General features: G+C 62.5%; 20 protein-coding genes and 1 tRNA gene. 9 read left to right on the top strand and 12 right to left on the bottom strand.

Annotated elements, in window-relative coordinates; translation table 11 throughout:
* Positions 1–38: 38 nt before the first annotated feature.
* Positions 39–635 (bottom strand): hypothetical protein, encoded by a 597-nt coding sequence (locus HB634_RS10200; RefSeq protein WP_213948487.1) that lies wholly within the window; start codon positions 633–635, stop codon positions 39–41.
* A 145-nt stretch (positions 636–780) separates the two neighbouring features.
* Between HB634_RS10200 and HB634_RS10195 the strand changes: the two genes are divergently transcribed.
* Complete coding sequence (locus tag HB634_RS10195) at positions 781–1830, top strand: hypothetical protein (RefSeq protein WP_213948486.1); 1050 nt, start codon at positions 781–783, stop codon at positions 1828–1830.
* Positions 1831–2308: 478 nt separating this feature from the next.
* Here the strand turns inward: HB634_RS10195 and HB634_RS10190 are convergent, their stop codons facing one another.
* From HB634_RS10190 to HB634_RS10180, 3 genes are all read right to left on the bottom strand, one after another.
* Positions 2309–2749, bottom strand: coding sequence for a hypothetical protein (locus HB634_RS10190; RefSeq protein WP_213948485.1), 441 nt, complete (start codon positions 2747–2749; stop codon positions 2309–2311).
* A 458-nt stretch (positions 2750–3207) separates the two neighbouring features.
* Positions 3208–3765, bottom strand: a complete 558-nt coding sequence (locus HB634_RS10185) for a hypothetical protein (RefSeq protein WP_213948484.1) — start codon at positions 3763–3765, stop codon at positions 3208–3210.
* A 56-nt stretch (positions 3766–3821) separates the two neighbouring features.
* The gene (locus HB634_RS10180) at positions 3822–4418 is read right to left on the bottom strand and encodes a hypothetical protein (protein ID WP_213948483.1); all 597 of its coding nucleotides are present in this window, start codon (positions 4416–4418) and stop codon (positions 3822–3824) included.
* A gap of 449 nt (positions 4419–4867) precedes the next feature.
* Between HB634_RS10180 and HB634_RS10175 the strand changes: the two genes are divergently transcribed.
* From HB634_RS10175 to HB634_RS10150, 6 genes are all read left to right on the top strand, one after another.
* Positions 4868–5686, top strand: a complete 819-nt coding sequence (locus HB634_RS10175; RefSeq protein WP_213948482.1) for a hypothetical protein — start codon at positions 4868–4870, stop codon at positions 5684–5686.
* A gap of 40 nt (positions 5687–5726) precedes the next feature.
* A complete protein-coding gene (locus HB634_RS10170) occupies positions 5727–6221 on the top strand; it encodes a hypothetical protein (protein ID WP_213948481.1) in 495 nt (164 codons plus the stop codon).
* Positions 6222–7048: 827 nt separating this feature from the next.
* Positions 7049–7441 (top strand): hypothetical protein, encoded by a 393-nt coding sequence (locus HB634_RS10165; protein ID WP_213948480.1) that lies wholly within the window; start codon positions 7049–7051, stop codon positions 7439–7441.
* Complete coding sequence (locus HB634_RS10160) at positions 7438–8388, top strand: hypothetical protein (protein ID WP_213948479.1); 951 nt, start codon at positions 7438–7440, stop codon at positions 8386–8388. Before HB634_RS10165 ends, HB634_RS10160 begins: the two co-directional genes overlap by 4 nt.
* A 150-nt stretch (positions 8389–8538) precedes the next feature.
* On the top strand, positions 8539–9585 hold the full coding sequence (locus tag HB634_RS10155; RefSeq protein WP_213948478.1) for a hypothetical protein: 1047 nt from the start codon (positions 8539–8541) through the stop codon (positions 9583–9585).
* A gap of 15 nt (positions 9586–9600) precedes the next feature.
* On the top strand, positions 9601–10005 hold the full coding sequence (locus tag HB634_RS10150; RefSeq protein WP_213948477.1) for a hypothetical protein: 405 nt from the start codon (positions 9601–9603) through the stop codon (positions 10003–10005).
* A gap of 293 nt (positions 10006–10298) precedes the next feature.
* On the opposite strand, the gene HB634_RS10145 is transcribed toward HB634_RS10150, so the two are convergent.
* The 4 genes from HB634_RS10145 to HB634_RS10130 form a co-directional block, all read right to left on the bottom strand.
* Positions 10299–11603 (bottom strand): XVIPCD domain-containing protein, encoded by a 1305-nt coding sequence (locus HB634_RS10145; protein ID WP_213948476.1) that lies wholly within the window; start codon positions 11601–11603, stop codon positions 10299–10301.
* A 42-nt stretch (positions 11604–11645) separates the two neighbouring features.
* Positions 11646–12518, bottom strand: a complete 873-nt coding sequence (locus HB634_RS10140) for a DUF4189 domain-containing protein (RefSeq protein WP_213948475.1) — start codon at positions 12516–12518, stop codon at positions 11646–11648.
* 260 nt (positions 12519–12778) lie between these two features.
* The gene (locus HB634_RS10135; protein WP_213948474.1) at positions 12779–13591 is read right to left on the bottom strand and encodes a tyrosine-type recombinase/integrase; all 813 of its coding nucleotides are present in this window, start codon (positions 13589–13591) and stop codon (positions 12779–12781) included.
* Between the two features lie 36 nt (positions 13592–13627).
* Positions 13628–14002, bottom strand: a complete 375-nt coding sequence (locus tag HB634_RS10130) for a hypothetical protein (RefSeq protein WP_213948473.1) — start codon at positions 14000–14002, stop codon at positions 13628–13630.
* A gap of 22 nt (positions 14003–14024) precedes the next feature.
* Here HB634_RS10130 and HB634_RS10125 point away from each other — a divergent pair.
* Positions 14025–14101 (top strand) — tRNA-Arg (locus tag HB634_RS10125).
* A gap of 79 nt (positions 14102–14180) precedes the next feature.
* The gene (locus HB634_RS10120; RefSeq protein WP_213948472.1) at positions 14181–15557 is read left to right on the top strand and encodes an FAD-containing oxidoreductase; all 1377 of its coding nucleotides are present in this window, start codon (positions 14181–14183) and stop codon (positions 15555–15557) included.
* 109 nt (positions 15558–15666) lie between these two features.
* Here HB634_RS10120 and HB634_RS10115 read toward each other — a convergent pair whose 3' ends face one another.
* The 4 genes from HB634_RS10115 to HB634_RS10100 all read right to left on the bottom strand — a co-directional run bounded on the left by HB634_RS10115 (position 15667) and on the right by HB634_RS10100 (position 21703).
* Complete coding sequence (locus HB634_RS10115) at positions 15667–17097, bottom strand: phospholipase (protein WP_213948471.1); 1431 nt, start codon at positions 17095–17097, stop codon at positions 15667–15669.
* Positions 17098–17157: 60 nt separating this feature from the next.
* Positions 17158–18588: an aldehyde dehydrogenase family protein gene (locus HB634_RS10110; RefSeq protein WP_213948470.1), complete on the bottom strand. Its 1431-nt coding sequence runs from the start codon at positions 18586–18588 to the stop codon at positions 17158–17160.
* Positions 18589–18673: 85 nt separating this feature from the next.
* Positions 18674–20020 (bottom strand): exodeoxyribonuclease VII large subunit, encoded by a 1347-nt coding sequence (gene xseA / locus HB634_RS10105; protein WP_063571331.1) that lies wholly within the window; start codon positions 20018–20020, stop codon positions 18674–18676.
* Positions 20021–20095: 75 nt separating this feature from the next.
* Entirely contained in the window at positions 20096–21703 is a 1608-nt protein-coding gene (locus tag HB634_RS10100; RefSeq protein WP_213948469.1) for a carboxyl transferase domain-containing protein, read from the bottom strand.
* Positions 21704–21712 lie beyond the last annotated feature (9 nt).

Raw genomic sequence — 21712 nt, 5'->3', positions numbered from 1 at the left:
GTGCCAGGCCAGCGGACGACCCGCCCACGGCAGTTGTTTTACGGCGCTCTGGTGCTGAAGGTTCGGCCCCCGGATATGAAGGCATCGAGTCCCAGCCCGCTGGCTTCTACTTCATTCAAAAACACGACATGGCCGCCTTGTTCTGCCGCCAACTGTAATGGGCCTTTGCCGTTCTTTCGGACCCTCCTTTCATCCGTCAGGATAACCGCGTCGAACGCGCGGGCGCCTTGGGAGGCATCCGCCTGATTCGCTCCGAGGGGGCCTTTCTTGTTCTGGGACTTTGAGAGCATCGCCAGCACGGTGGCTTGTGACAGCCAGGCGCTCTCGTTCTCGGACACCCACGTGCCGACATCGAACCCCCCATAAGGCTGGTAGGGCGACACCGTGCCGTCGGGCTCGTGCATGGCAAAGCCGAACCACGACGAGGTTTTGACCTGTGCCGCCTCCAGCGCGTTGTCGATATAAGGCAGCACGTCGGATTCCGGTTTGGATTTCCGAAAAAGCTCGGTCTCGATTGCCACCTCCTGGGTGATGGCGACCTGATATCGGTCGGCCGGCAACTCAGCCGCGAGGTCGACGCCAAGGGTGTGCAGGCGATTCCACGCGCACGAGTCGATATAAACCCAGGTGACCATCCAGATTCCTTTGACTTTGGGTCAATGCCACGTCCGCGTTCATCATATCGAGGCCGTCGGCAGAGTGCGGTTACCGCAAGCGAGCGCGGCCGGTAGAATCACCAGAAAGTCCCAGTAGACTCGCCCAGAATCAAGGAAGAACCAGATGTTCGGCTCCTTTTTCAAGAGAAAAACCAAGCCTGCCGCGCTCGCACCGCAGGCCAAGGACTACCGGGCTGATTATCCCGGCGCAGTCGAGTTGGCCCGACAGCATCACGAAGCGAAAAGCGCGCCGACGCGATGGTTGGAGGACAAGTCAGTGCCGCCGCCCACAACAGCGGAGCTCGACTCCCTCCATGGCATTGAAGGGCGCCATAAGGCAGAACTGGCCGACGCGATATCCGGGATGTCGGACATGGGTCGGGTTCGGTTCGAGACGGTGTATTACACCGAACACACCCGGCTCATGCATGCCTCGATTGAGAAATCGAAGGCGAACATCGGGGGAGAGCAAATGCTCGCCCTTGAGAAGCTCAGGGCGGCAGCCCAGGCCATCCTGGCCGACCACCAGGCCGGTAATTCCCAGGCGCCTGACATCAAAGAAATCATTTCCAGGGGCATCGCCTACGGCGTCCGGGTTGCGTCGGCATCAGATGTGGCTCAGGCGAGGGCATCGAGGGATGGGATGCGGGAGTTCCGCGCATGGCTCGACGGCAAGGACATTCCGGATGACCTTGCACACGAGCTCTACAACGTCGCCGCAGACGCAGGCATGGACGATTACTACACCCAATTGCAGGTGGGCACACCGACGCAACCGGCACTCCCCACGTGGCTTCCGTTCCTCACCAAAGCCCCCTTTGGGGCCACCCGCGTGCACAAGTTGACCTTCATCGCCGGGCGTTTGGGGTCCGGCACCGGCCATATGCTCGCCAACGGACAGGTCCTGGTGCCCAGTGGTGAGTTCGTGTTTTCTCTCGCTTCCGTCCAGTCTGTCGAGCTCGCCACACAAGAGCGGGTCACAAAGTGGTCCAGCGCCTTGGGCTGGGGAATCGTGGGTGGGGTGTTGCTCGGCCCTGTCGGTGTCGCCGTCGGTGGCGTGCTAGGCGGCCAGAACGACCAGACGACGTTCCTCATTACCTTCAGTGAAGAGCACAGTTGCCTGATTACCGCGCGGACGTCCGTCTACGACCGGTTCCTCGGCGCGACCCTGTGAAGCGCGGGCTTGCTATAGACAATACTCAAGGTCACAGGTGTACCCCGTGGCGTAACCGCAGCCGGAGACGTGAGTGTTTGGGTTGTATACGCATTTCATGTCATACCAAGGGACCTTCGGAAAGGCATAACCGAGGGCTGTGTATAGCGTCACAAAGTCTGGGTATGAAAGGGAGGCCGCGACGTCCGCGTAGTAGGTCCCACAAAGGTGGCCCTCTTTGACTGTAAGTTGGGCTTCCCACGACTTCACCAAATCTGCGGGCAACTTCGCCAGGATTGCCAGTGCAGTCCGCTTGTCCGCATCCGACATTGAAGTCAACTGGTCGAACTTGTTAATGTGGGTGGCCATCATTACCTCCGACTGATGGGAGCGATTGCACGGAAACGCCACGTGCCTTGATGAGCGCGCACCATCACACAGCCCGAGCCTGGTGTCACTATAACGATTGGCCTGTTTCATCTCTGGTGCACCCCCGGGTCTAGGCCGCACCCGCAGTCTCGCTTCCCCTCGCTACTCGCATCAGAACATTCCGCTCCACCAGCGCGCGGGCAAACAAATCAAACGCGCCGGCGTCGACCGACAAGCCGACCCACCGCCGCTCTTGTATTTGCCCTGTCACGTGCGCCACTGACCGGATGACCATGCCCAGCACCCCGGCCGTGTAGGCCCGTTGGAAGCCCATCAGCCCCCTCCCTCCGTCGACATGCGCAACCGTGCGCGGCCATTCCCACCGGGCCCTCAAAACGGCTTCCCGGCCCTCGCGGTTGAACCGAGCGGGCACGGGCTGATTCATCGACCCCGACATGACCCCCTCGCGTCTCTCCAGCAACCGCGCCCTGAATTCCAGCGGCGCCGTCTCGATAAGGGGCAGGGCGTCGAGGTTGCGGGCCTTGTCCGCGCAACCGTGGCAAAGAGACATGGAATTTTCGAAGCCGGCGTGACCGCCAAGGGCAGGGGGAAGGAGCGGGGCGACCTCAAAACTTTACCGGGCCAAGAGCTCACCGCACAGCTCACACCGATTCCCCCGAAGCTTCGAAGCGACCTCTTTTCCGTTCCGCATCCGACTGCCGGCAGTTAGCTGATGGGCTGCACACGCTGCAAAGAAAGTCCGCCATTCGTCCGGCGTGGGTGGGTGGGCTGGAGAGGTCATTGGGGGGCCTTATGGGCTGGGGATGACTTCAGCTTGGCAAGGAAAGGATGGCTGTCAAGAGGGGACGGAAGAGGCGGAGGGGTGGGGGTAAAGGGGCTCGGGGGCAAACTAAAATCCGGAGCAAAAGAAACGGCGGCGAGGCAAAGTCAAAAGCGCGGGCGGCTGGAAGGGCGGGGTCAGCTGATGCGAAAGGCGGCCGGCAGTCGAGGGGGTAGCCTTACACGCGGCTACGTCGGGGCCGGTGACTCGTAACCGCAACCACACGCGCCGCAGTCACACAGTATCCACCCGCAAGCCTTGCACTGAAGGTCCTGCGCGCTGTTGAGGGAGGATTTGCAGGCATAGCAGTGGGTGGCGCGGTGGACGCGGCGTTCGCTGGTGACTGACTCCACGCCTTTGAATTCCTTGCCGAGCGTCTTGAGCCGTTCCGCGTGGCGTTCCTCGATGGACAGCTGCGCGAGTCTCTTCGCTTCCTGCCTGGCTTCTTGGGCTTTTCGCCGTTCCTCGGCACCGCGCGCCTGCTCCTCGTAGAACCGCGTTTCTTCGAGAAGCCAGCGCTCGCCGGTGGCCTCCCGCCATGCTTCGTAGAGCGCCTGGAGGGTGGCCGTCGCTGATTCATCCGGGACGCGCTTGACCTTTGACCGGATGACGTCGGCGAGGTATTTGCCCATGCCGTCCGCCTCAGTCCACAGGAAAAGGTGCGGACAGCCGGGCAGTTGAATGGTTGGGTCGTAAACCACGGTTTTTTGGCCGAGCTTTCCGGTCCACAGTGCGTCTTTGGTCATTCAACGTCTCCTTGCTCGCCGATGCTGGCGGGTGTCCCTCATGAACCCTAGAAGCCTCAATGAGCCTTCGGAAGAAATCCCAGTCCGTCACACGTGTGCGCGCGATGCCACGCGCTGCTTTTTGCATTGCAGCTGTCATTGCAGGTTTGATTCTCGGGCCCAGTCGCGGGACAGGACCGGTTGCACGTGAGGGCATCGATCACGCTTTGGTTGTAGTCCGCCTTGCCCTGGTTGAACGCCTGGGAAAGGGGGCCATTGTCGACATGCTCGCTGCGGGGGCGCATGTAGGCCGCCACACGCTCTTTCCTCGCGGTGCCCTCCTGCACCATCTGCTGGATGACCGCCTTTTCCATCTTCGATGTCTTGGGGTCAGCCATGGCCTTCCGGGAAGAAGGCATGCTGCGGTCGAGTTCGGCGGATATCTCGCTGTAGCAATACACGGATTTGATGAGCGCGCCATCGGGCTGGGGAAGGGCAGGGGCGGCTTCGGTTTGAACGTCCATAGCCGGCGCTTGTGGCTGTTGGACCTGCTGCCTTTGGCGCCTCTCATCTTCGAGCGCTTGCAAGCCGCCCGCGCCGAAGCCGGGCGTTGATGATTTCTGGAAGGAGGGCGCCTGGGGCATCGGAATTTGTGCAGCCCGGTAGTCCGGCATAGGCTGTGAAACCGGAGGGGGAGCAATGGGCTGGGGCCCTTGCGGTTGTGAGCATCGGACCATTCCGTTTGCCACTGTGCAGTTCGTCGACGGTGTCGGCCCCCCGAGGCCCTGGGGCTCAGTGCACCGCACGAGGCCGCCGGGGTAGACCAAACAATTGGTGGTCTGTGCCAGGGCCACAGGCGAGAGCAGGGCAAGCAGCGCCCCGAGCATGATGCGGTGATTCATCGGATTCCCCTTCAAAGTCCCTTTGCCGACGTGAGCATACGCTGGTGGTGTGTGAGGCACGCACAAAACTGGCCCATCAACGTTCTGCCGGCTTTCGAGTTCCGCGCTGCGGCCAGCATGCCACTGGCGTGTACTAGAATTCCGGGCATCGAGCCTGGACGAACGGCCTGCCCCTAGGCGGGACTTCCACCGCACAGGCGAATACACATCGAGGACATGTGATGCTGGAAAAGGATGAGGTCGGGCCGCTGATTGCCGTTGTCGATGACGCGACGGTGCACGCGGGAAAGCAGCCGACTGCGCCGCCGTCCGTCACCGACGACTGGGCGAAGGTCGCGCAAGTCGTGATGCTTGCATCGACCCGAATGAACTTTGTCTATCTTGGGGCAGGGCTGGCGTATGGCGTCTACAAGCATCTGACAAAGGACAAAGAGCTGGGCTCAGGCCTGGTGCCCGTGGGGCTGTCAAGCGCGAAGAAGCTCCTTCGGTTTCCTCCCGGACACCCGCTTGTCCGGGGCGTGTATGCAAGGCATCCCACTGAGGACGCCCTTTACTACCCCGCTGCCATCTTTCACCGCAAGGTGTTTGAGCACAAGCTCGCGGAGGTCTGCCTGCTTCTCGCTTCGCTCGGCGCACGGGAAATTCGTGCAGAGCACACGCGGGGTTGGGGCAAGGATTTCGCGGCGAATCTCTCAGTGCCACTGGAAGCGCCCGGTGCAAATGCGGGAGCGTCATTTTCATCGAAGGACAGCAAGACCGACCGGATTGTCCTCCACGTTCGGCTGAAGGGGCACGACACACCGACGTTGCCCGAAGACATGGTGTGGTACGAGCATGAATTCACGTGGAAGGCGGTCGCAAAGATGCGACTGAATAGTGAGGCGGTGGACTTTGCCCTGTCACTCTCTTATGAAGACGATTTCCAGGTTAATACGTCGCTGAAAGCGTCGGCGAAAGACGCAGGTCTGGACATCGGGGGCACGTTCGTAGACCACGTCTCCACCGTCTGGAACATCACTGGGACCTTCGGCCCCGTCTGAGTTGCCCTGTAAACATCGAGCTGGCTCATGAGGTATCGACGTGCACAAACTGTTCTCGTTTGGACTGAAGGGCAGGACCGCCGAGGTTATTCGGCGTGCCGCTCAGGCCCTTCTTCTCGGGGGCTTCGTCGATAAAACCACCATCGACGAGAGTGACTTGAACGACGAGGCCAAGGCTGGGTTGTATCTCTACGCCGCTGCCAATTGCCTCTACGACCTTTATTTGCAGATGAAGATGTCGACTTCCGGGAACGAGAAATGGGCCACAATAAATTTCTTCATGGAGAATGCTATTGAGGGGATTGACGCTTATGAGAAGTCGTTTTCAATGCCTCCGGGGATGATAGCGAGGCATCTCGTTCCCGTGCTCGCCAAGATTGGCGGCTATGCCACAGAGTCGGGGGCTTATCCCGACCTGATGTCCGCGAAGGAGGTCGAGAAACTCGACATGGAGGTCGATGTGGAAGAGGCGCGCAAGCTCATCGTGGAGGCGCAGGAGAAATTCCGGGCTGCCACTGCTCCTATGTTTCTCTAGGGCTATCGCCGGCGACGGTGCTTCCCGTTCCGTCGCCGGTAGAACGACGTCGGGATTGACGGCTTGTCCGGTTGCGGGTTGTCCCGCCGCTTCTTCTTATCATGTCTCTCAACGAGCTTCGCGATGAGCAAGACGGCAATGACGGCAGCAAAAAACCACGACATCCACGGCTGGTAGTGCCCATAACGGCCCCGGAAAAGCATTGCAATGACTGGCATGGCCTTCCCCTGGTTCCCGGTCCCTGTGTCGAAGAGCATACGCAAAAAAACAGGCTCCCGAATTGACTGACCCCCGCATCGCGGAAATCGAAAAAGCCCAGGATTGACAATCTGAAGTCAACCGCGCAATTGCCGAGGTACGGCAGCCCGTAGAGCCTCTGGCTTCAACGGAAGCCGCCGTCTCTCCTGCGCCTCCTGTGGCTGCGCGCCAGCCGTCAGCCGACGTTCCCACACCGGGCGCCACCCCACCGGTTGGTGCTGGTCCGGCCACACCCAAGCCTGTTGCCGCAGATGATGCGAGCGTTGCAGACGCCGCGCCGCAGGTGGACAACGACCCGGCCACCGGCGCGTGCGTCGATGGTTGGGTCGATGCTTTCCACAGGACGCAGGGCGCTGATACACCCATCGTGGCAGACGAGCTCCAGGAGTGGCAGGAGTGGTGCAAGGCTGGCAAGAAGGCACCCTGAGGTCGCTGGCGCTGCTCGCCCATATTCGGGCGGGCAGACGCCGCCATCACGTCGCCCGGTTAACGGGGCGGGGGCGATGGGCGGCAATTGATTACCCCTCGGTACCCGATGACAATGCCCGCTCTTCACAGGGGCATTGGACATGACCGAAAAAGAGCCGGATTGGGACCGCCTGATGGCGGGCATCACGCTGGGTAAGCTCCACGAGCATGCGCCGGCATTTGGGGCCTTTGAGCGGGTCCCGGTTTTCAGTCCAAAGCGGGAGTGGCTCCTGCTCGCGTCCCTAGACATTGCGGTCCGGACCGGCGACCTCGACGAGCTCAAATCCGTGCTCCCACAGTTGGCTGACAAATACAGTCGCTCTGCCCGGGAAGGTGGGCACCAGTACAAATATGCCTTCCAGGCATGGGTGGAATTCGTCGCTGTGTGCAGCCTTCTGTCCGGGCTCGATATGGACGTCGACGACTACCGCGACCCCGATGAACTCCTGGCGCGGCTGGTCGAGAGCGAACGTGTGCGGCGAGGGGATGCATGACCACCGTTGCCGATTCCGTAGGTCGGGAAGGAGACCGTATTCCGTTATCTGCCCGGGTGTACTTCATCAAACTCGGCGAGGGTGGCGCGTGGGAGAGTCTTTGTCTGGCAGGTGGAACAATCAAGTTTGGTTACCACGCTACACCCCATGACTTGTGCCTGGGCCGGAACTGGGAAGAGGTTAAGGCGTTTTGGACGCGCGAGCGAAAAAATGCCGGAACCGCGAGCAACGACACCCGCCAGATTCGCACCTACTACGAAGCTTCCGAGCAGGACATCTTCATTACGTTTTCGAAGGGTTACTTGTGGTGGTGCCGACCCAAGGGAGCGCCTGCTGTTCTAGCCGACGACGATGCCCGACTTCGAAAGACAGTCGACGGTTGGAGGAATACAAGCCTCGCTGGTGAACCGCTGCTGATTAGTCGCCTCTCAGGGAAGCTCACGAAGACGCAAATGTATCAAGGCACCATCTGCGAAGTTGAGGAGCGCTCTTACCTTCTGCGTCGCCTGAACGATGAGAAGACCCCGGAGCTTGCAGCAGTCGAGGCCACTGAACAGGTCTTGCTGGCACAGGTTCTTGCCATGGTCCGCTTGCTGACCCCGGTCGACTTTGAGTTGATGGTTGAGCTCATCTTTTCCACGAGCGGCTGGCGTCGTCAGGCACGGACGGGTGGGACCCAAAAGACCATCGATTTGGACTTGCTGCTGCCATCGACGCAGGAGCGGGCGTTTGTCCAGGTCAAATCACGGACGACAACCTCGCAATTCGACGGCTACGCCGACGAGTTTGCGGGAACGGATGCCCACGCCCGTATGTTCTACGTCTGGCATACCGGCACCGTCGACCGAACCCCGCCGCCCAGGGTTACGTTCTGGGGCCCCGATATCATCGCCGGCCGAGTGCTCGACGCCGGATTGCTCGGTTGGCTCAAGGACAGAATTTCCTGACGCCGGAGGGAGGTATCTTCAATCCGGGTAAGAACCACGGCTTTGTTTCGACTGGGTCGGTCTAGACGCCTCTCCCCTCGTGCGGAAGTCTCAGTCCGTGAAACAGTCGACCCGCACATTCCCCGCCTTCCCACATTCAGACCAGGCCACATGGAAAGTCCCAACGCCCACATCACCACGAAACTTGAAAGAGAAGTCCTGGAGCTCGTTCGCCCGCTCGAACCGGTGCCGCTTCTCGAAGTCCTGAAGCATGCTGAGCGGTTCGATTCGTGGGGCGTGTACATGCTCATTGAAGGAAAGCCGGACGGGCTCGATGTCGGGGCACTTCCCGTCAACGTCGTCTATATCGGCAAGGGCATCGGCGAAGGAATTGCGCGGCGGTCTGCCAAACACCTTGCGAACATGACCGGTGCCGTCAACGCGCAGGGTAGCTTCAAAATCAGGACAAGCCGTGCAATCCAGGCTTATCGCGAGCGCGTCGGGCACGACCCGCAAAATCTCTGGTTCGTTGCGGCGCCCATGGACGGTGTCAACGGGTCGGTGGTGTCTTTTGCGGAAGAGGTTTTGTTGGAGCAATACGTCCGCGCACACGGCAGGCTTCCGGTTTGCAACACGGCGGGCGGCCACCTCTGGAAACCCGTGGAACCGCGCGCGACGAAGCCGGCGGGCAAGAAGGTGACGAAAGGTCCAAAGCGCGCGCCCGTGGCTGAAGACGCAGTACTGGAAGCCCTGTGCAGGTCGATTGCCGCGGGGCACGGCCTGGCTTGCAACATCATTCCGATGAGCGGCCCGGAGCCGAGAATTGCGCTGGGATGGCAGGGGCGCGGTCGCCTTTCGGAAGTTGTCTTCCGAGCGATGTTCAAGCCCGGCGCGCGGGAAGTAGCGGTTGTGTCCAAGCTCCACCCGGCAGCAGTAAAGCCGTGGGCAGAAGCACAGGCCCATCCCCAGCCGAGCGCGTTGAAGTCCGCATTTCGCCTGCCATGGCCGGTGAATGCGGAAGCATTCGAGGAAATGGTTCTGGCGTCCGTTGAAGAAGCACGGGCCACATCAAACAAAGCCAAACAACGAGGGGCACGGCCGGTGTGCCCGAGGCCGATGGTCCAAACGGCCTTGATGTCCTTGTATGCTACGAACCGTTCACCCTCGACCTTCAGTAGGAAGTTGAAGAGGGCAGGGGACGGAGTTGTGCCTATCTAGGGATTCCTCATTGACATGAAAGTTTTTCTTACTGCGACGCTGATGGCGGTGTGCGGAGCGGCTACGGCGCAGGGCGTCGACCCAAAGAATACGGTGCAGGCCATCTACCCGGACCTCGTGCGCGCGAATGACACGTTTGCCCAAAGGGCTACCGTGCCTAATCCGCTCGCTGACAATCGCGCCATGTATATCGTGGGGTACGTGCGGGGCTCCCTTGCGTCACTTCAGGTCTCTCGCCAAGAAGAGGGGGCAGACGTCTCATGCTCTTTCGTGAGCGCCTCGGCCGTAGTGGCCAAGTTGATACTGACTATCGACGACAAGCCTGGAACACGGGGCATGGAATACGCATCAGTGATTCCGGTCTTGCTCCAGTACACGTATCCGTGTCTAAAACCGGCCGGCTTCAAGCCGCCGCTCTAGCCCTCAACGTGAGCGCCCCTGTTAATTCCAAAGAGGCCCCCCTTGCGGTGATGTCAGGGGTGCTCGCGTATTGCCCTAAGCATCAGGCGTACTACAGGGGCGTGGTGATGCCTCAGGACGCCATGCCCATCTATGACCGGCACCTTGAAGAGGTGAGGAAGTTCTTTCCTTCGCCGGTCGCCTTCTACACCGCGTTGAATTGCGCGCGGTCGATACACCCCGAGCAGTTCTGCCGGGCGTGCACGAGTGCCGTGGGCTTCGTCTAGCCGGCATGTGCGGCACCGGTCCTGTCGTTACCGGGTCATGGCCGGCCCAGCGGCCTGCTGCTGGACAGGGTCGGGCGCCATCTGCTGAACCTGCTGCTGTGCTTGCTGTTGCTGGACGTTGTTTTGCACGTTGACCGCCGCCTCCTGGCTGCTCTGTGCAATCGGAGCCTGGACGGCTTGCATGACATCGACTTCCACATACTTCTTGAACGGGGAGTTGAGGTCGCCCTGGATGGCATAGCCCCGGTTCGCATCGTCCGAGAGGGCCACATGGTCAATTCGGCTGAAGCCGGCAGCCGTGGCGGCTGACGTCAGGGAACCGGCGAAGTTCTGAGTATGCGGGCCGGGAGTACGGCCCTGCTCCTGGTCAATGCGGGCAACACAGCTGTGGGCCTGCTCATAAATGCCGTTGGCGGGATGACGGGCATCGAGCAGGGTAGGGACGCTTTGCTGGCTGGTTACCCGCGCGTGGTTCTTCGCCTCACCGATGGCGGCCATCGTTGCCGGCCCTGCAACACCATCGGCATGGAGTCCGCGCGCCGTCTGGAATGCCTCGACGGCTTCTTTCGTGTGAGGCCCAAAGTGCTGGTCGGGATGGATGGCACTGTCATCGCGCGCTGTCATGCCCAGGGCGGCGAGGTCGCTTTGGAGCGCGCCAACTGCCGCGCCGTGGTCGCCCTGCTTGTAGGCGTGGGTGTGGCCGCCAGCAACGTGAGCGGCTGGGGCACGGTGGGCGACGGGATGCGAAGCCTTGAGGGCTGTGACCTGTTCTTCCGTCATGACCTGCGTCGGCGTGACGGTTCCTGCTTTCCAGTATTCGAAATGGGAGATTCCGTCGAGCAAGGCGCCTTTTTCGGCGACCGTCATATCCCGGACCTTCTTGCCATGCAAGTCCTGGCCTTCGGTCGCAGCGACAGCATGGATGTCCTTTGCCTGCGCATCGTAATGAACGGTGCCGCTGTAGTCAGGCTTCGAGTAATCCTTGATGAGCTCTTCAACGGTATGGTCCGCATGACGAAGCTCGACGTATTTCTGTTGTGCGGCGCGGCCAGCCTCATAACTTTCAAACACGATGTTGCCATGCTGGTCCAGGTCGATGACGCCGTCGTAGCTGTGCTTGGCGCTCTCCAGAGCACGTTCCTTCGTACGGTGCACCGAAGAATTCTGTTCGCTGCCGGCAAACTCCAGCTTGAGATTGCCGGGATTGTTGTGTCGCCATGCTGCTGTACCGTCCTGAGCCGTCACCCACGATTTGTCATCGAGCTCGTAGATGCGCGTCATGCCATACGCGGCGACGAGCCTGTCTACCTTCTTGTCTGAAACAACGTCCATATCCATTCCCTTTCAAAGGCCTCTGAGGCCGACAAAACAGCTTCAAAAAATTCCGGTATTACAGTCCGTGTTGGCTTCCTTGCACATTGTCCCTCCCGCCGCAGTGCATGCGTCCATGGCCTTGGCGAGAGCAGCCTTCTTGTCCTTGGGATTCGGGGTTCCCGCCCCGAACGGGCGGCCCGTCGAATCCCGCACGAGGGAAATGCAGCCGTCCTGCTGCTGCACGAGGACGTCGCAATCTTCCTTGTTGCAGTCGCCCTTGGCGGCTGCCCAGACAGCGTCCGGCGTGCTGTTCTGGTGCATGAACATGAACTTTCCATTGCGCCGGTTGAACAGGACTGTGTTGTAGAAAACCGGAACGGTCCACTTCGCATCCATGTCCTTGGCAAGTCCGGATGGCGGTAACGGGAGGGCAGCGGATGTGTCCGCGCCGTAGCCGGCCACGACCGTTCGACGGGTCGCTTTGGTCACATGCCAGCCGTCTTTTTTCCGGACAAAATCCAGCGCTGTCTCCGACGGTTTTTCGCCCGCGTCGGATTGGTCGATATGGATGTGTCCCGGGGTCACCTTGACGCCACCCGCATAGAACTGGTCATCGTGAAATTGGCTGCACAGCGAGCAGGCGATGACCTTGTCGTTGGAAAAATCCGGCACAAACTTGCCGTCTTTCTTGCCGAAAAGCACAAGCGTGCGATAGCGCACACTGTCTCTGTCGGGCGCAGTTTGAAACACCGCCACTGCGTCCGCATCGGGCTGTTCGCCACTTGCCGAAAATGCGAGAAGGGTCGTTCCGGGCGGAGCAGCTGCCGTGACCTCGGCCGGCGCGGTTGGCAGAGCTTTTGCAGACGGCGCGGCGAATGCGGGTGCCATGGTCAGCATCAAGGTCGCAAGCGCCAATCGGGAGGTCCGTGTCATCGCCAACTCCAGGTGGGAAAGTCCCGAGGATAACCCAGCGCCTGGAGTGCGACCGCGAACCAGCTCTCGCCCCGTGTCTCAGTTCCTGCCTGCCGCCACGCTGAGGGCACCGAGGATTTGCTCCAATGTAAGGCCCTTGAGGGCCTCGAGTGCGTCAGGCGCGAGCGTTGCCGTTCTGGACGCGCCGGACTTCTTCTTCTCTAGCTCTCCCTTCGCCAAGGCCTCGCTGAGCTCTTGGGCGCTGGGGTCGAAGTAGTGGATCAGTGTGCGGTGGTCCTCGTGACCGGTGATGGCAGCAACCTGAAGGGGATTGCCAAGGACGTTGTCGATTTCAGTAATGCGGGTGTGGCGGAGGTCATGCAATCGCGCACCCTTGGCACGGGCTTTTCGCATCCCTTTACCCAGGTGTTTGTCACGGGGTCTAGGGAAATGCGCCGACCGTTCCACTGGAAAACTGCACCCTTCACTGGGACGTGGTTGGCTTCCATCCGGCGCTTCAGCCACGCCAGGCGCCGGACGACCTCAGCCGGGAGGGGAATGGTTCGCGACCGGGCTGTGTGCCCTTTTTTGTTTTTGTTCTTGCTCTTCGTGTCGCGCAGGTGCGCGGTGCCGGCGACGAGGTCGACGTCCTTCCAATCGAGCTTGACGACCTCCGCGCGGCGGGCAGCGGTGAAGCGCCCGGTGTAAATGGCAAGGCGGACAGCCATGGACGTCCGCAGCTGCCTGGACTTGCCCCGTTCGCCAAGGATTGCAGCCCGGACCCACTTCCATTCCGTGTCCGACAAGACACGCTCCCGGCCCGGACTCGCCGGTGGGAGGTCCAGGTCTTTCCAGCGCTGGAGGGGGTCGATGATTTCGATGCGACACTCAGTCCGTGCACGGCCAAACAGAGGGCCGAAAAACATCAGGCGGCGGACGGAACCGCCAAGTGCGGGCCCAACACCCCGGGCAAACAGACGGGAGGCAAGGGAGTGCAGGGCGCCGGAAAAATGCTCCGGTTTGAGCGAGGCCAGAGGACGTGCGTTGAGGTCCGGAAAACCCGCGTGGTTCGCCGTGTCCGTGGGCTTGCTCATGCCGAGCAGCATCCGGCAGATTGCCGCGTTTTTTGGTCAGCCTTGGGGGGCGGGAAGGCCCCTGGCCCTGGCTTCCTCGATGGATGTCACCGCCTCGCCCAGGAGGCGCTCAAGCAACTGGCCGAGCGTCCAGCCGTCGGCCAGCTCGGCATGCGGCTTGTCATAAAAGCGGATGGCGGCCCATTGCTGAATCGCATAGGCATTGGCGTTCGCCAGGGCAGCAGCCTCGCAGGACGGGCCCGATTTGGCCCTGGGGTCGAAGGGGTAAATGACCGTCGGCAGATGCCGTTTGCTTGTCTTTTCGTCACCGCCCCGGCAGGTCCAGCGGATGCGAACCTCATACCCGGGCCTGCCGTCCACGCGCTTGTAGACGCCCGGTTCGGTTCGCTTCTTTGTCTTGGCCTTCGTCATTCCGGTATCCTTTGAGGCTGTTGCCCCTGTAGCTCAGCTGGATAGAGCGCGCCCCTCCTAAGGGCGAGGTCGCCCGTTCGAATCGGGCCGGGGGCACCACTTCAGGTTTTTCGTGCAAGGCGGTTGCCAGCGGCTCGGGGTACCCTCCAAGGGTCATCCACCCGACGGAGCCCCGCCCATGACCCGCACTTTCGACGCCATCATCGTGGGGGCCGGACAGGCCGGCCCGGCGCTCGCCGGGCGATTGACCGGCCTGGGCAAGACGGTCGCCATTATCGAGCGGCATCTGGTGGGCGGCACCTGCGTCAATACCGGCTGCAAACCCACCAAGACCCTTGTGGCCAGCGCGTGCGCCGCCCGCTTCGCGCAGCGCGGGGCCGAGTACGGTATTGGCGTTGGCCCCATCAGCATCGACATGCCGGTCGTCGCGGCGCGGGCCCAGAAGGTCATCCTGGATTCGCGCAAGGGCAACGAGGACTGGCTGGCGTCGATGCCGGGGCTCACGCTCATTCGCGGACACGCGCGGTTTACCGGACCGCGGCAGATCGAGGTGAACGGGGAGATGCTCGAAGCGCCCCAGGTCTTCCTCAATGTGGGCGGCCGCGCCAACATCCCGGACTTTCCGGGCGTCGACGACGTCGACTATCTGACCAACAGCACGATCATTCCGCTGCAGACCGTGCCCGAGCATCTCGTGGTGGTGGGCGGTAGCTACATCGGTCTCGAATTCGCGCAGATGTTCCGGCGCTTCGGTGCCGAGGTGACCGTCGTGGAGAAGAACGCCAGGCTGGTCAGCCACGAAGACGAAGACGTCTCCGCCGAGATCCGTGCATTTCTCGAAGCGGAGGGCATCGCTGTGCGAACGGATGCCTGCTGCATCACCTTGGGCAAGCACGAGCGTGGCGTGAAGGTCGGCGTGGATTGCAACGAGGGCGCGCCCGAAGTCGTCGGAACGCATGTGTTGCTCGCGGTCGGTCGTCGCCCGAATACGGATGACCTTGGCCTGGACAAGGCGGGGGTCGAGATGGACGAGAAGGGCTACATCAAGGTCGACGATCATCTCAAGACCACCGCCGAAGGCGTCTGGGCGATGGGCGATTGCAATGGCAAGGGTGCGTTCACGCACACGGCCTGGAATGACTACGAAATCGTGGCCGCGAACCTGCTCGACGGCGAGGAACGCAAGGTCAGCGATCGCATTCTTGGTTACGCGCTTTATGTGGATCCGCCGCTGGGTCGCGTCGGTATGACTGAAGCACAGGCCCGTAAGTCGGGTCGCTCCCTGCTGGTATCGAAGCGTCCGATGACGCGGGTCGGGCGTGCCGTCGAGAAGGCCGAGACCTGGGGCTTCATGAAGATAGTGGCCGATGCGCAGACGAAGAAGATTCTCGGCGCGGCTATCCTGGGCACGGGTGGTGACGAAGCGATCCACGGCATTCTCGACATGATGAATGCGGACGCATCGATCGGGACGTTGCAGTGGTCGGTGCCGATTCATCCGACGGTGTCGGAACTGATTCCCACGCTGGTCGGCGATCTCGCGCCCGCCAACTGACGGCTGTTTGTGGGAGCCGCTTCAGCGGCGATAGGTGCTCGCGACAATCTGGCCCGCTGCGCGGGATCGCCGATGAATCGGCTCCTACAACAGCGCGTTTCGCAGCGGGCTAGGCCAGGTCGGCGCCGGGGACCGGCTTGTGGAAATCCTCGGCAACGAGATTCTGCGTCAGGCGGAAGACGCCTTCGGCGACGCGGCGGGAAAGAACCACATCGACGATCGTCGTTTCGTGCGGCCCGAGTGCGTCGAGCAGATCGTCGGCGTGTGCGGTGTTGGCCACCACGTGGCGGATCAGGCCCGTCACGTCGATCGGCTCGATGCGCACGCCATAGGGACGGTGCGGCTGCAGCGGATCACGCAGCGTTTTGTGCGGATCGCGCGGATCCAGGATCGCCGCTTCACCGGCGAGCACCGCACGATTAAGGAACATCGCCACCGTCGCCGGGCTACGCGAATTGGCCTGCCGGTCCAGCATGAAACCTTGCGGCAGGTGATCGGTCGATGCGTCGGGACCGGCGGTCAGCTGGAACTGCGCCGTGACCAACGGTTCGCCGCGATCGTCCACGAGGCGAAAGATCATCAGGCTGCGCGGATCGTGGATGTGTACGCGTGGCGAGAACAAGGCAGGCTCGAATTCCACGCGGTTAGCATCGCGCTGAGCGTTCTCGCTGGCGAATGCCTGGCAAAGCGCCGTGTAGGCCGCCGCTGAATTCACGGCAAGACACCGCAGGACGGCGTCGATGGTAAGCGGCGAGGGAGGCTCTGAGCCCATGATGCCCTGCGTGCTCCCCGAGTGCGAAAGCCCCGCGAGCAATTTGAAGGCTGTGCGCGGCGCGCGTGTCAGCGTCATCGACAGCGTGGCCGACGCCCCCGGTTGTGCGAGCACGCAATGCGTGGCATTGAGATTGGCGGCGGCCAGGCGGACGACACCATCCGAACCATCTTCGCCGGTATACGAATTGACCACATCGTAGAGGCGGCGATCGGGCCGGTCGCCGATCAGCGAGAAAAGGTAGGTGCCGCTGAGCGCCGTGTCCTTGCCATGGATGGCGTCGAGATTCTGCGCGATGGACTCGGGGCTACCCAGCTCGAGCCAGTTGAGGATGCGTTGGCCCGGCTCTACGCCGTCGAACCAGGCCTTCAGACGGCCCACGACACTCTTGCCCAACGTCGCCAGCGCGGAGCCGAAGTGCGCAGGCGCGAGCATGACCACTCGCTCCAGATGGATCGGTGCGTATAACGTCGGGTGTTCCCGCTGGGCCCGAAGCCAGGCCATGACGACAGGGCCGCCGGTCGAGTGGGTGATGCAGTCGAAGCGCGCATCCGGGAGGGCGAGTCCGCGTAGGGCATGATCGAACGCGCGGACGATATCGTCCATGCCCACGGCGTCGTCGAAGGTGACGTACTCGGAGAGGTGAATGTCGAGCACCCGAAGAGTCGAGCCCGCTTGTGCGGCGCGATCGCGCAGCGCCTCGGGCAGGCTGCCGTAGGTCGACGTGTTGGTGACGCTCCAGCCGTGCACGAAGACCAGGGTGGACATACGACGTTACCTTGCGCGTGAGTCGGCCGAGCATACGCCGGGCCGGAAGGGCGGGACGTGTCACATGTCGCGAATCACCATCAGCCGGATCTCGCTCAGGTCGTCGATGGCGTACTTCACGCCCTCGCGGCCGACGCCCGACGATTTGACACCCCCGTACGGCATGTTGTCCACGCGGAAACTGGGCACGTCGTTGACGATGACGCCACCCTGTTCGAGCTCATCCCACGCGCGCATGGCGTGACGCAGGTCGTTGGTGAAGACGCCGGCCTGGAGGCCGAAGTCCGAATCGTTCACGGTGGCGATGGCCTCGTCGAAGCTACCCACGCGCTGGAGCAGGGCGACCGGACCGAAGGCTTCCATGCGCTGCAGTTTCGCGTCATGCGGTACGTTCTCAAGCACGGTGGCCTCGAGCATCGCGCCCTTGCGGCCGCCACCGCACAGGATTTTCGCGCCGGCTTTCTTGGCGTCGCGTATCCATGATTCCAGGCGCTCGGCAGCGGCTTCGTCGATCATCGGGCCGAGAAAAGTGTCCTTCTTCTTCGGGTCGCCGGCCTTGAGTGCCTTCACCCTGGCGACGAGTTTGCGCTTCAGGGCGTCGTAAATACTGTCATGTGCAAGGATGCGCTGCACGCTGATGCAACTCTGTCCCGACTGGTAGAACGCGCCGAAGACCAGGCGCTCGACGACCACGTCGAGTCGATCGCCCTGATCGCCGTCGACGATGCAGGCGGCATTGCCGCCGAGTTCGAGGGTAACCTTCTTGTGCCCGGCTTTCGCCTTGAGGTCCCAGCCGATCAGGCCGCCGGTGAACGACAACAACTTGAAGCGCGGATCGGTGACGAGGGGCTCGGCATGCTTGCCGTCCAGCGGAAGGATCGAGAACGCGCCCTTGGGCAGGTCCGTCTCCGCAAGGATCTCACCCATGATCAGGGCGCCGAGCGGCGTGCGCTCGGACGGCTTAAGCACGAAGGGGCAGCCCGCGGCGATGGCCGGTGCGACTTTGTGCGCGACGAGGTTCAAGGGAAAGTTGAAGGGTGTAATGAACGACACGGGTCCCAGGGGCACGCGCCGCGTATAGCCGTGGTATCCCTCGCTGCGCGCCGAGATCTCCAGATTGATGGTTTCGCCGTTGATCCGTACCGCTTCCTCAGCGGCGATCTTGAACGTTTCGATGAGCCGGGTGACTTCGCCGATGGAATCGTTGATCGGCTTGCCCGCTTCGACGCAAAGCGCGTAGGCCAGTTCGTCCTTGCGTTCGCGAAAGCGCGAAACGCAATGCTCCAGCACCGCCTGGCGTTCGTAGGGGCGGAAGCGTTTCATCGGCAGCGTGGCGTCGTGGGCCGCGGTGATGGCTTCTTCCAGCGCAGCCTCGTCGGGCAAGGCGGCGCGCGTGGCGACCTTGCCGGTGTACTTGTCGATGACGTCGAAGGTCTTGCGCGATTTCCGCGCCTTGTTGGCGACGTAGTACGGGTAGCTCGACTCGAGCATGGTCTGGTCTCGTGGCGGCAATGGCGGGAATGATCGCGGGTGTGGCGTTCAGTGATCGTGTACGCGACGCGCCTTGCGTACCTGGTCAGTCGTCGCGGCGGACGTTGAGCTCGCCATCACCCAGCATCACGCGCAGGCGGTCGCCCACCGCGACGTTGTCGGCGTGTTTGACCACCGCATTGCGCTGGTCGAAGACGATGGCGTAGCCGCGCTCGAGCGTCGCTAACGGGCTCACTGCGTGCAGCGTGCGTGCCTGCTCGGTAAGACGAAGGCGGTCTCGCTCCAGCCGACGCGACATCGCAGTCGCCATGCGCTGGCGCAGTCGCGCGACGCTCAGGCTCGAAGCAGCCAGACGGCCCTTCGGATGCTGCGCGGTGAGGCGCACGTGCAGCCGATCGAGACGGGCCTGGCGCAGCGTGTTGGTCTGGCTGACTGAGACGAGTATTCGTCGGCGTAGCCCTTCGAGGCGCTCAGCATCGCGGGCAAGACGCGCCTGCGGCCGCTGGGCGTTGAGACGGGCTTGCCAATGGTCGGCGCGCTGCGCAGCGGCCTGAAGACGACGCGTCATCAGGGTGGACATGCGCTGGCGAAGCCGGTCGAGCTGGCGTGCGAGATCGGCCCCATCCGGCACCAGAAGCTCGGCAGCGGCCGAGGGTGTGGCCGCACGCAGGTCGGCCACGAAATCGGCGATCGTGAAGTCCACCTCGTGGCCCACGGCGGAGACGACCGGCACCGCGCTGGCGTGGATCGCCCGCGCGACGGCTTCGTCGTTGAACGCCCAGAGGTCTTCGAGCGAGCCACCACCGCGGGTGATAAGGATCACGTCATAGCGACCGCTGTCCGACGCGCGCCGCAGCATGGCGGCGATCGCCGGTGGGGCCTCGCGACCCTGCACGGGTACGGGCAACACATCCACCTCGGCAAGACCGAGGCGACGTCCCAGCACGCTCAGCACATCGCGGATGGCCGCGCCCGAGGGTGACGTGATGACACCGATGCGGCGCGGGAACGACGGCAACTCACGCTTGCGCTCCTGGTCGAACAGGCCTTCCGCGCCGAGTCGCGCTTTGAGCTGCTCGAACTCACGCTGCAGGGCGCCCTCGCCGGCCGGCTCCATATGGTCGGCGACCAGCTGAAACTCGCCCCGGGCTTCATAAAGCCCGACCTTGGCCCGCATGAGCACATGCATGCCGTCGACAGGGCGAAAGCGCAGGCGCGACGCGGCCATGCGGAACATCGCACAGCGCACCTGGGCGCTGGCATCTTTCAGCGTGAAGTAGACATGCCCTGATGCGGGCCGCGACACGTTGGACAGCTCGCCTTCGATCCAAACGCCCATGGGCAGGGCGTCTTCCAGCAGATCGCGCACCAGCCGGTTCAGGCCGGACGGCGTGAAGATCTCAGGGGCAGGGCGGTTGTCGAAGTCGGACATGGACCGGAGAGGTTATCACGCTGCCCTGTAGTGTCGACAGGGCAGTGACTTACCGTCTCTTTCTCAACGAACGGTTTACATGCGAAATACACCGAAGCGGCCTTGCTCGATCGGCGCATTCATCGAAGCCGAGATCGCCAGCCCCAGCACGCGCCGCGTATCTGCCGGATCGATGATGCCGTCGTCCCACAGACGCGCGCTGGCGTAGTACGGGTGGCCCTGGCGTTCGTACTGGTCGCGCACGGGCGCCTTGAAAGCCTCTTCGTCCTCGGCGCTCCAGGTGCCGCCGCCCGCCTCGATGCCGTCGCGCCGTACCGTGGCGAGTACGGAGGCAGCCTGTTCGCCACCCATCACGCTGATGCGCGCGTTCGGCCACATCCACAGGAAGCGTGCGCCATAGGCGCGGCCGCACATCGCATAGTTACCCGCGCCGAAGCTTCCGCCGATGACCACGGTGAACTTCGGTACATGCGAGCAGGCAACCGCGGTGACCATTTTCGCGCCATCTTTCGCGATACCGGCATTCTCGTACTTGCGACCGACCATGAAGCCGGTGATGTTCTGCAGGAACACCAGCGGGACGTTGCGCTGGTTGCACAGTTCGATGAAGTGCGCGCCCTTCTGTGCGGACTCGCCGAACAGGATGCCGTTGTTCGCCACGATACCCACGGGGTAGCCGTGGATGTGGGCGAAGCCGGTGACCAGCGTCTTGCCGTAGCGTGCCTTGAATTCGTGGAACTCGGAATCGTCGACCACACGCGCGATGACTTCGCGGATATCGAAGGGGCGGCGCGTGTCCTCGGGAATCACGCCGTAGAGTTCTTCGGCGGAAAAGCGCGGTTCCAGCGGTGGGCGCACGGCGAGCGGCATTTTCTTGATGCGATTGAGCGAGCCGACGATATCGCGGGCGATGGCCAGCGCATGTGTATCGTTCTCGGCGAAATGATCGGCCACCCCGGAGATGGACGTATGCACATCCGCTCCGCCGAGGGCTTCGGCGTCGACGACTTCGCCCGTCGCCGCCTTCACCAAGGGCGGGCCGCCGAGGAAGATCGTGCCCTGTTCGCGCACGATGATGGTTTCGTCACTCATGGCAGGCACGTAGGCGCCGCCGGCGGTGCACGAGCCCATCACCACGGCGATCTGCGCGATGCCCTGCGCGCTCATGCGTGCCTGGTTGTAGAAAATGCGGCCGAAGTGCTCGCGATCCGGGAAAACTTCGTCCTGCAAGGGCAAGAAGGCGCCACCGGAATCCACCAGATACACGCAGGGAAGGCGATTCTCCATCGCGACTTCCTGTGCACGCAGGTGCTTCTTCACCGTCATCGGGAAATACGTGCCACCTTTTACCGTCGCATCGTTGGCGAGCACCACGACTTCCTGCCCCATGACGCGACCGATGCCCGCGATCACGCCCGCGGAAGGCGCAGCATCGTCGTACATGCCGTGCGCGGCGAGCGGTGCGATTTCGAGGAAGGGCGAGCCGGGATCGAGCAGGGCGCGGATGCGCTCCCGCGGCAGCAGCTTGCCGCGTGCGACATGCTTCTCGCGTGCCTTGGCGCCGCCACCTTCTGCCGTTTGCCGGAGTGTTTCGCGCAGGTCGTCAGTCAATGCGCGCAGCTTCAGGCTGGCAGCCTGGAAGTCGGCGGAGCGGGGGTCGATCTGCGATTCGAGAATGGGCATGGGGGCGTT

It is taken from the genome of Luteibacter sp. dw_328, from assembly GCF_018449605.1.
Lineage (GTDB): Bacteria > Pseudomonadota > Gammaproteobacteria > Xanthomonadales > Rhodanobacteraceae > Luteibacter.
Note: the sequence above shows the minus strand (reverse complement) of the source record. Positions and strands in the feature narration are given on the sequence as shown.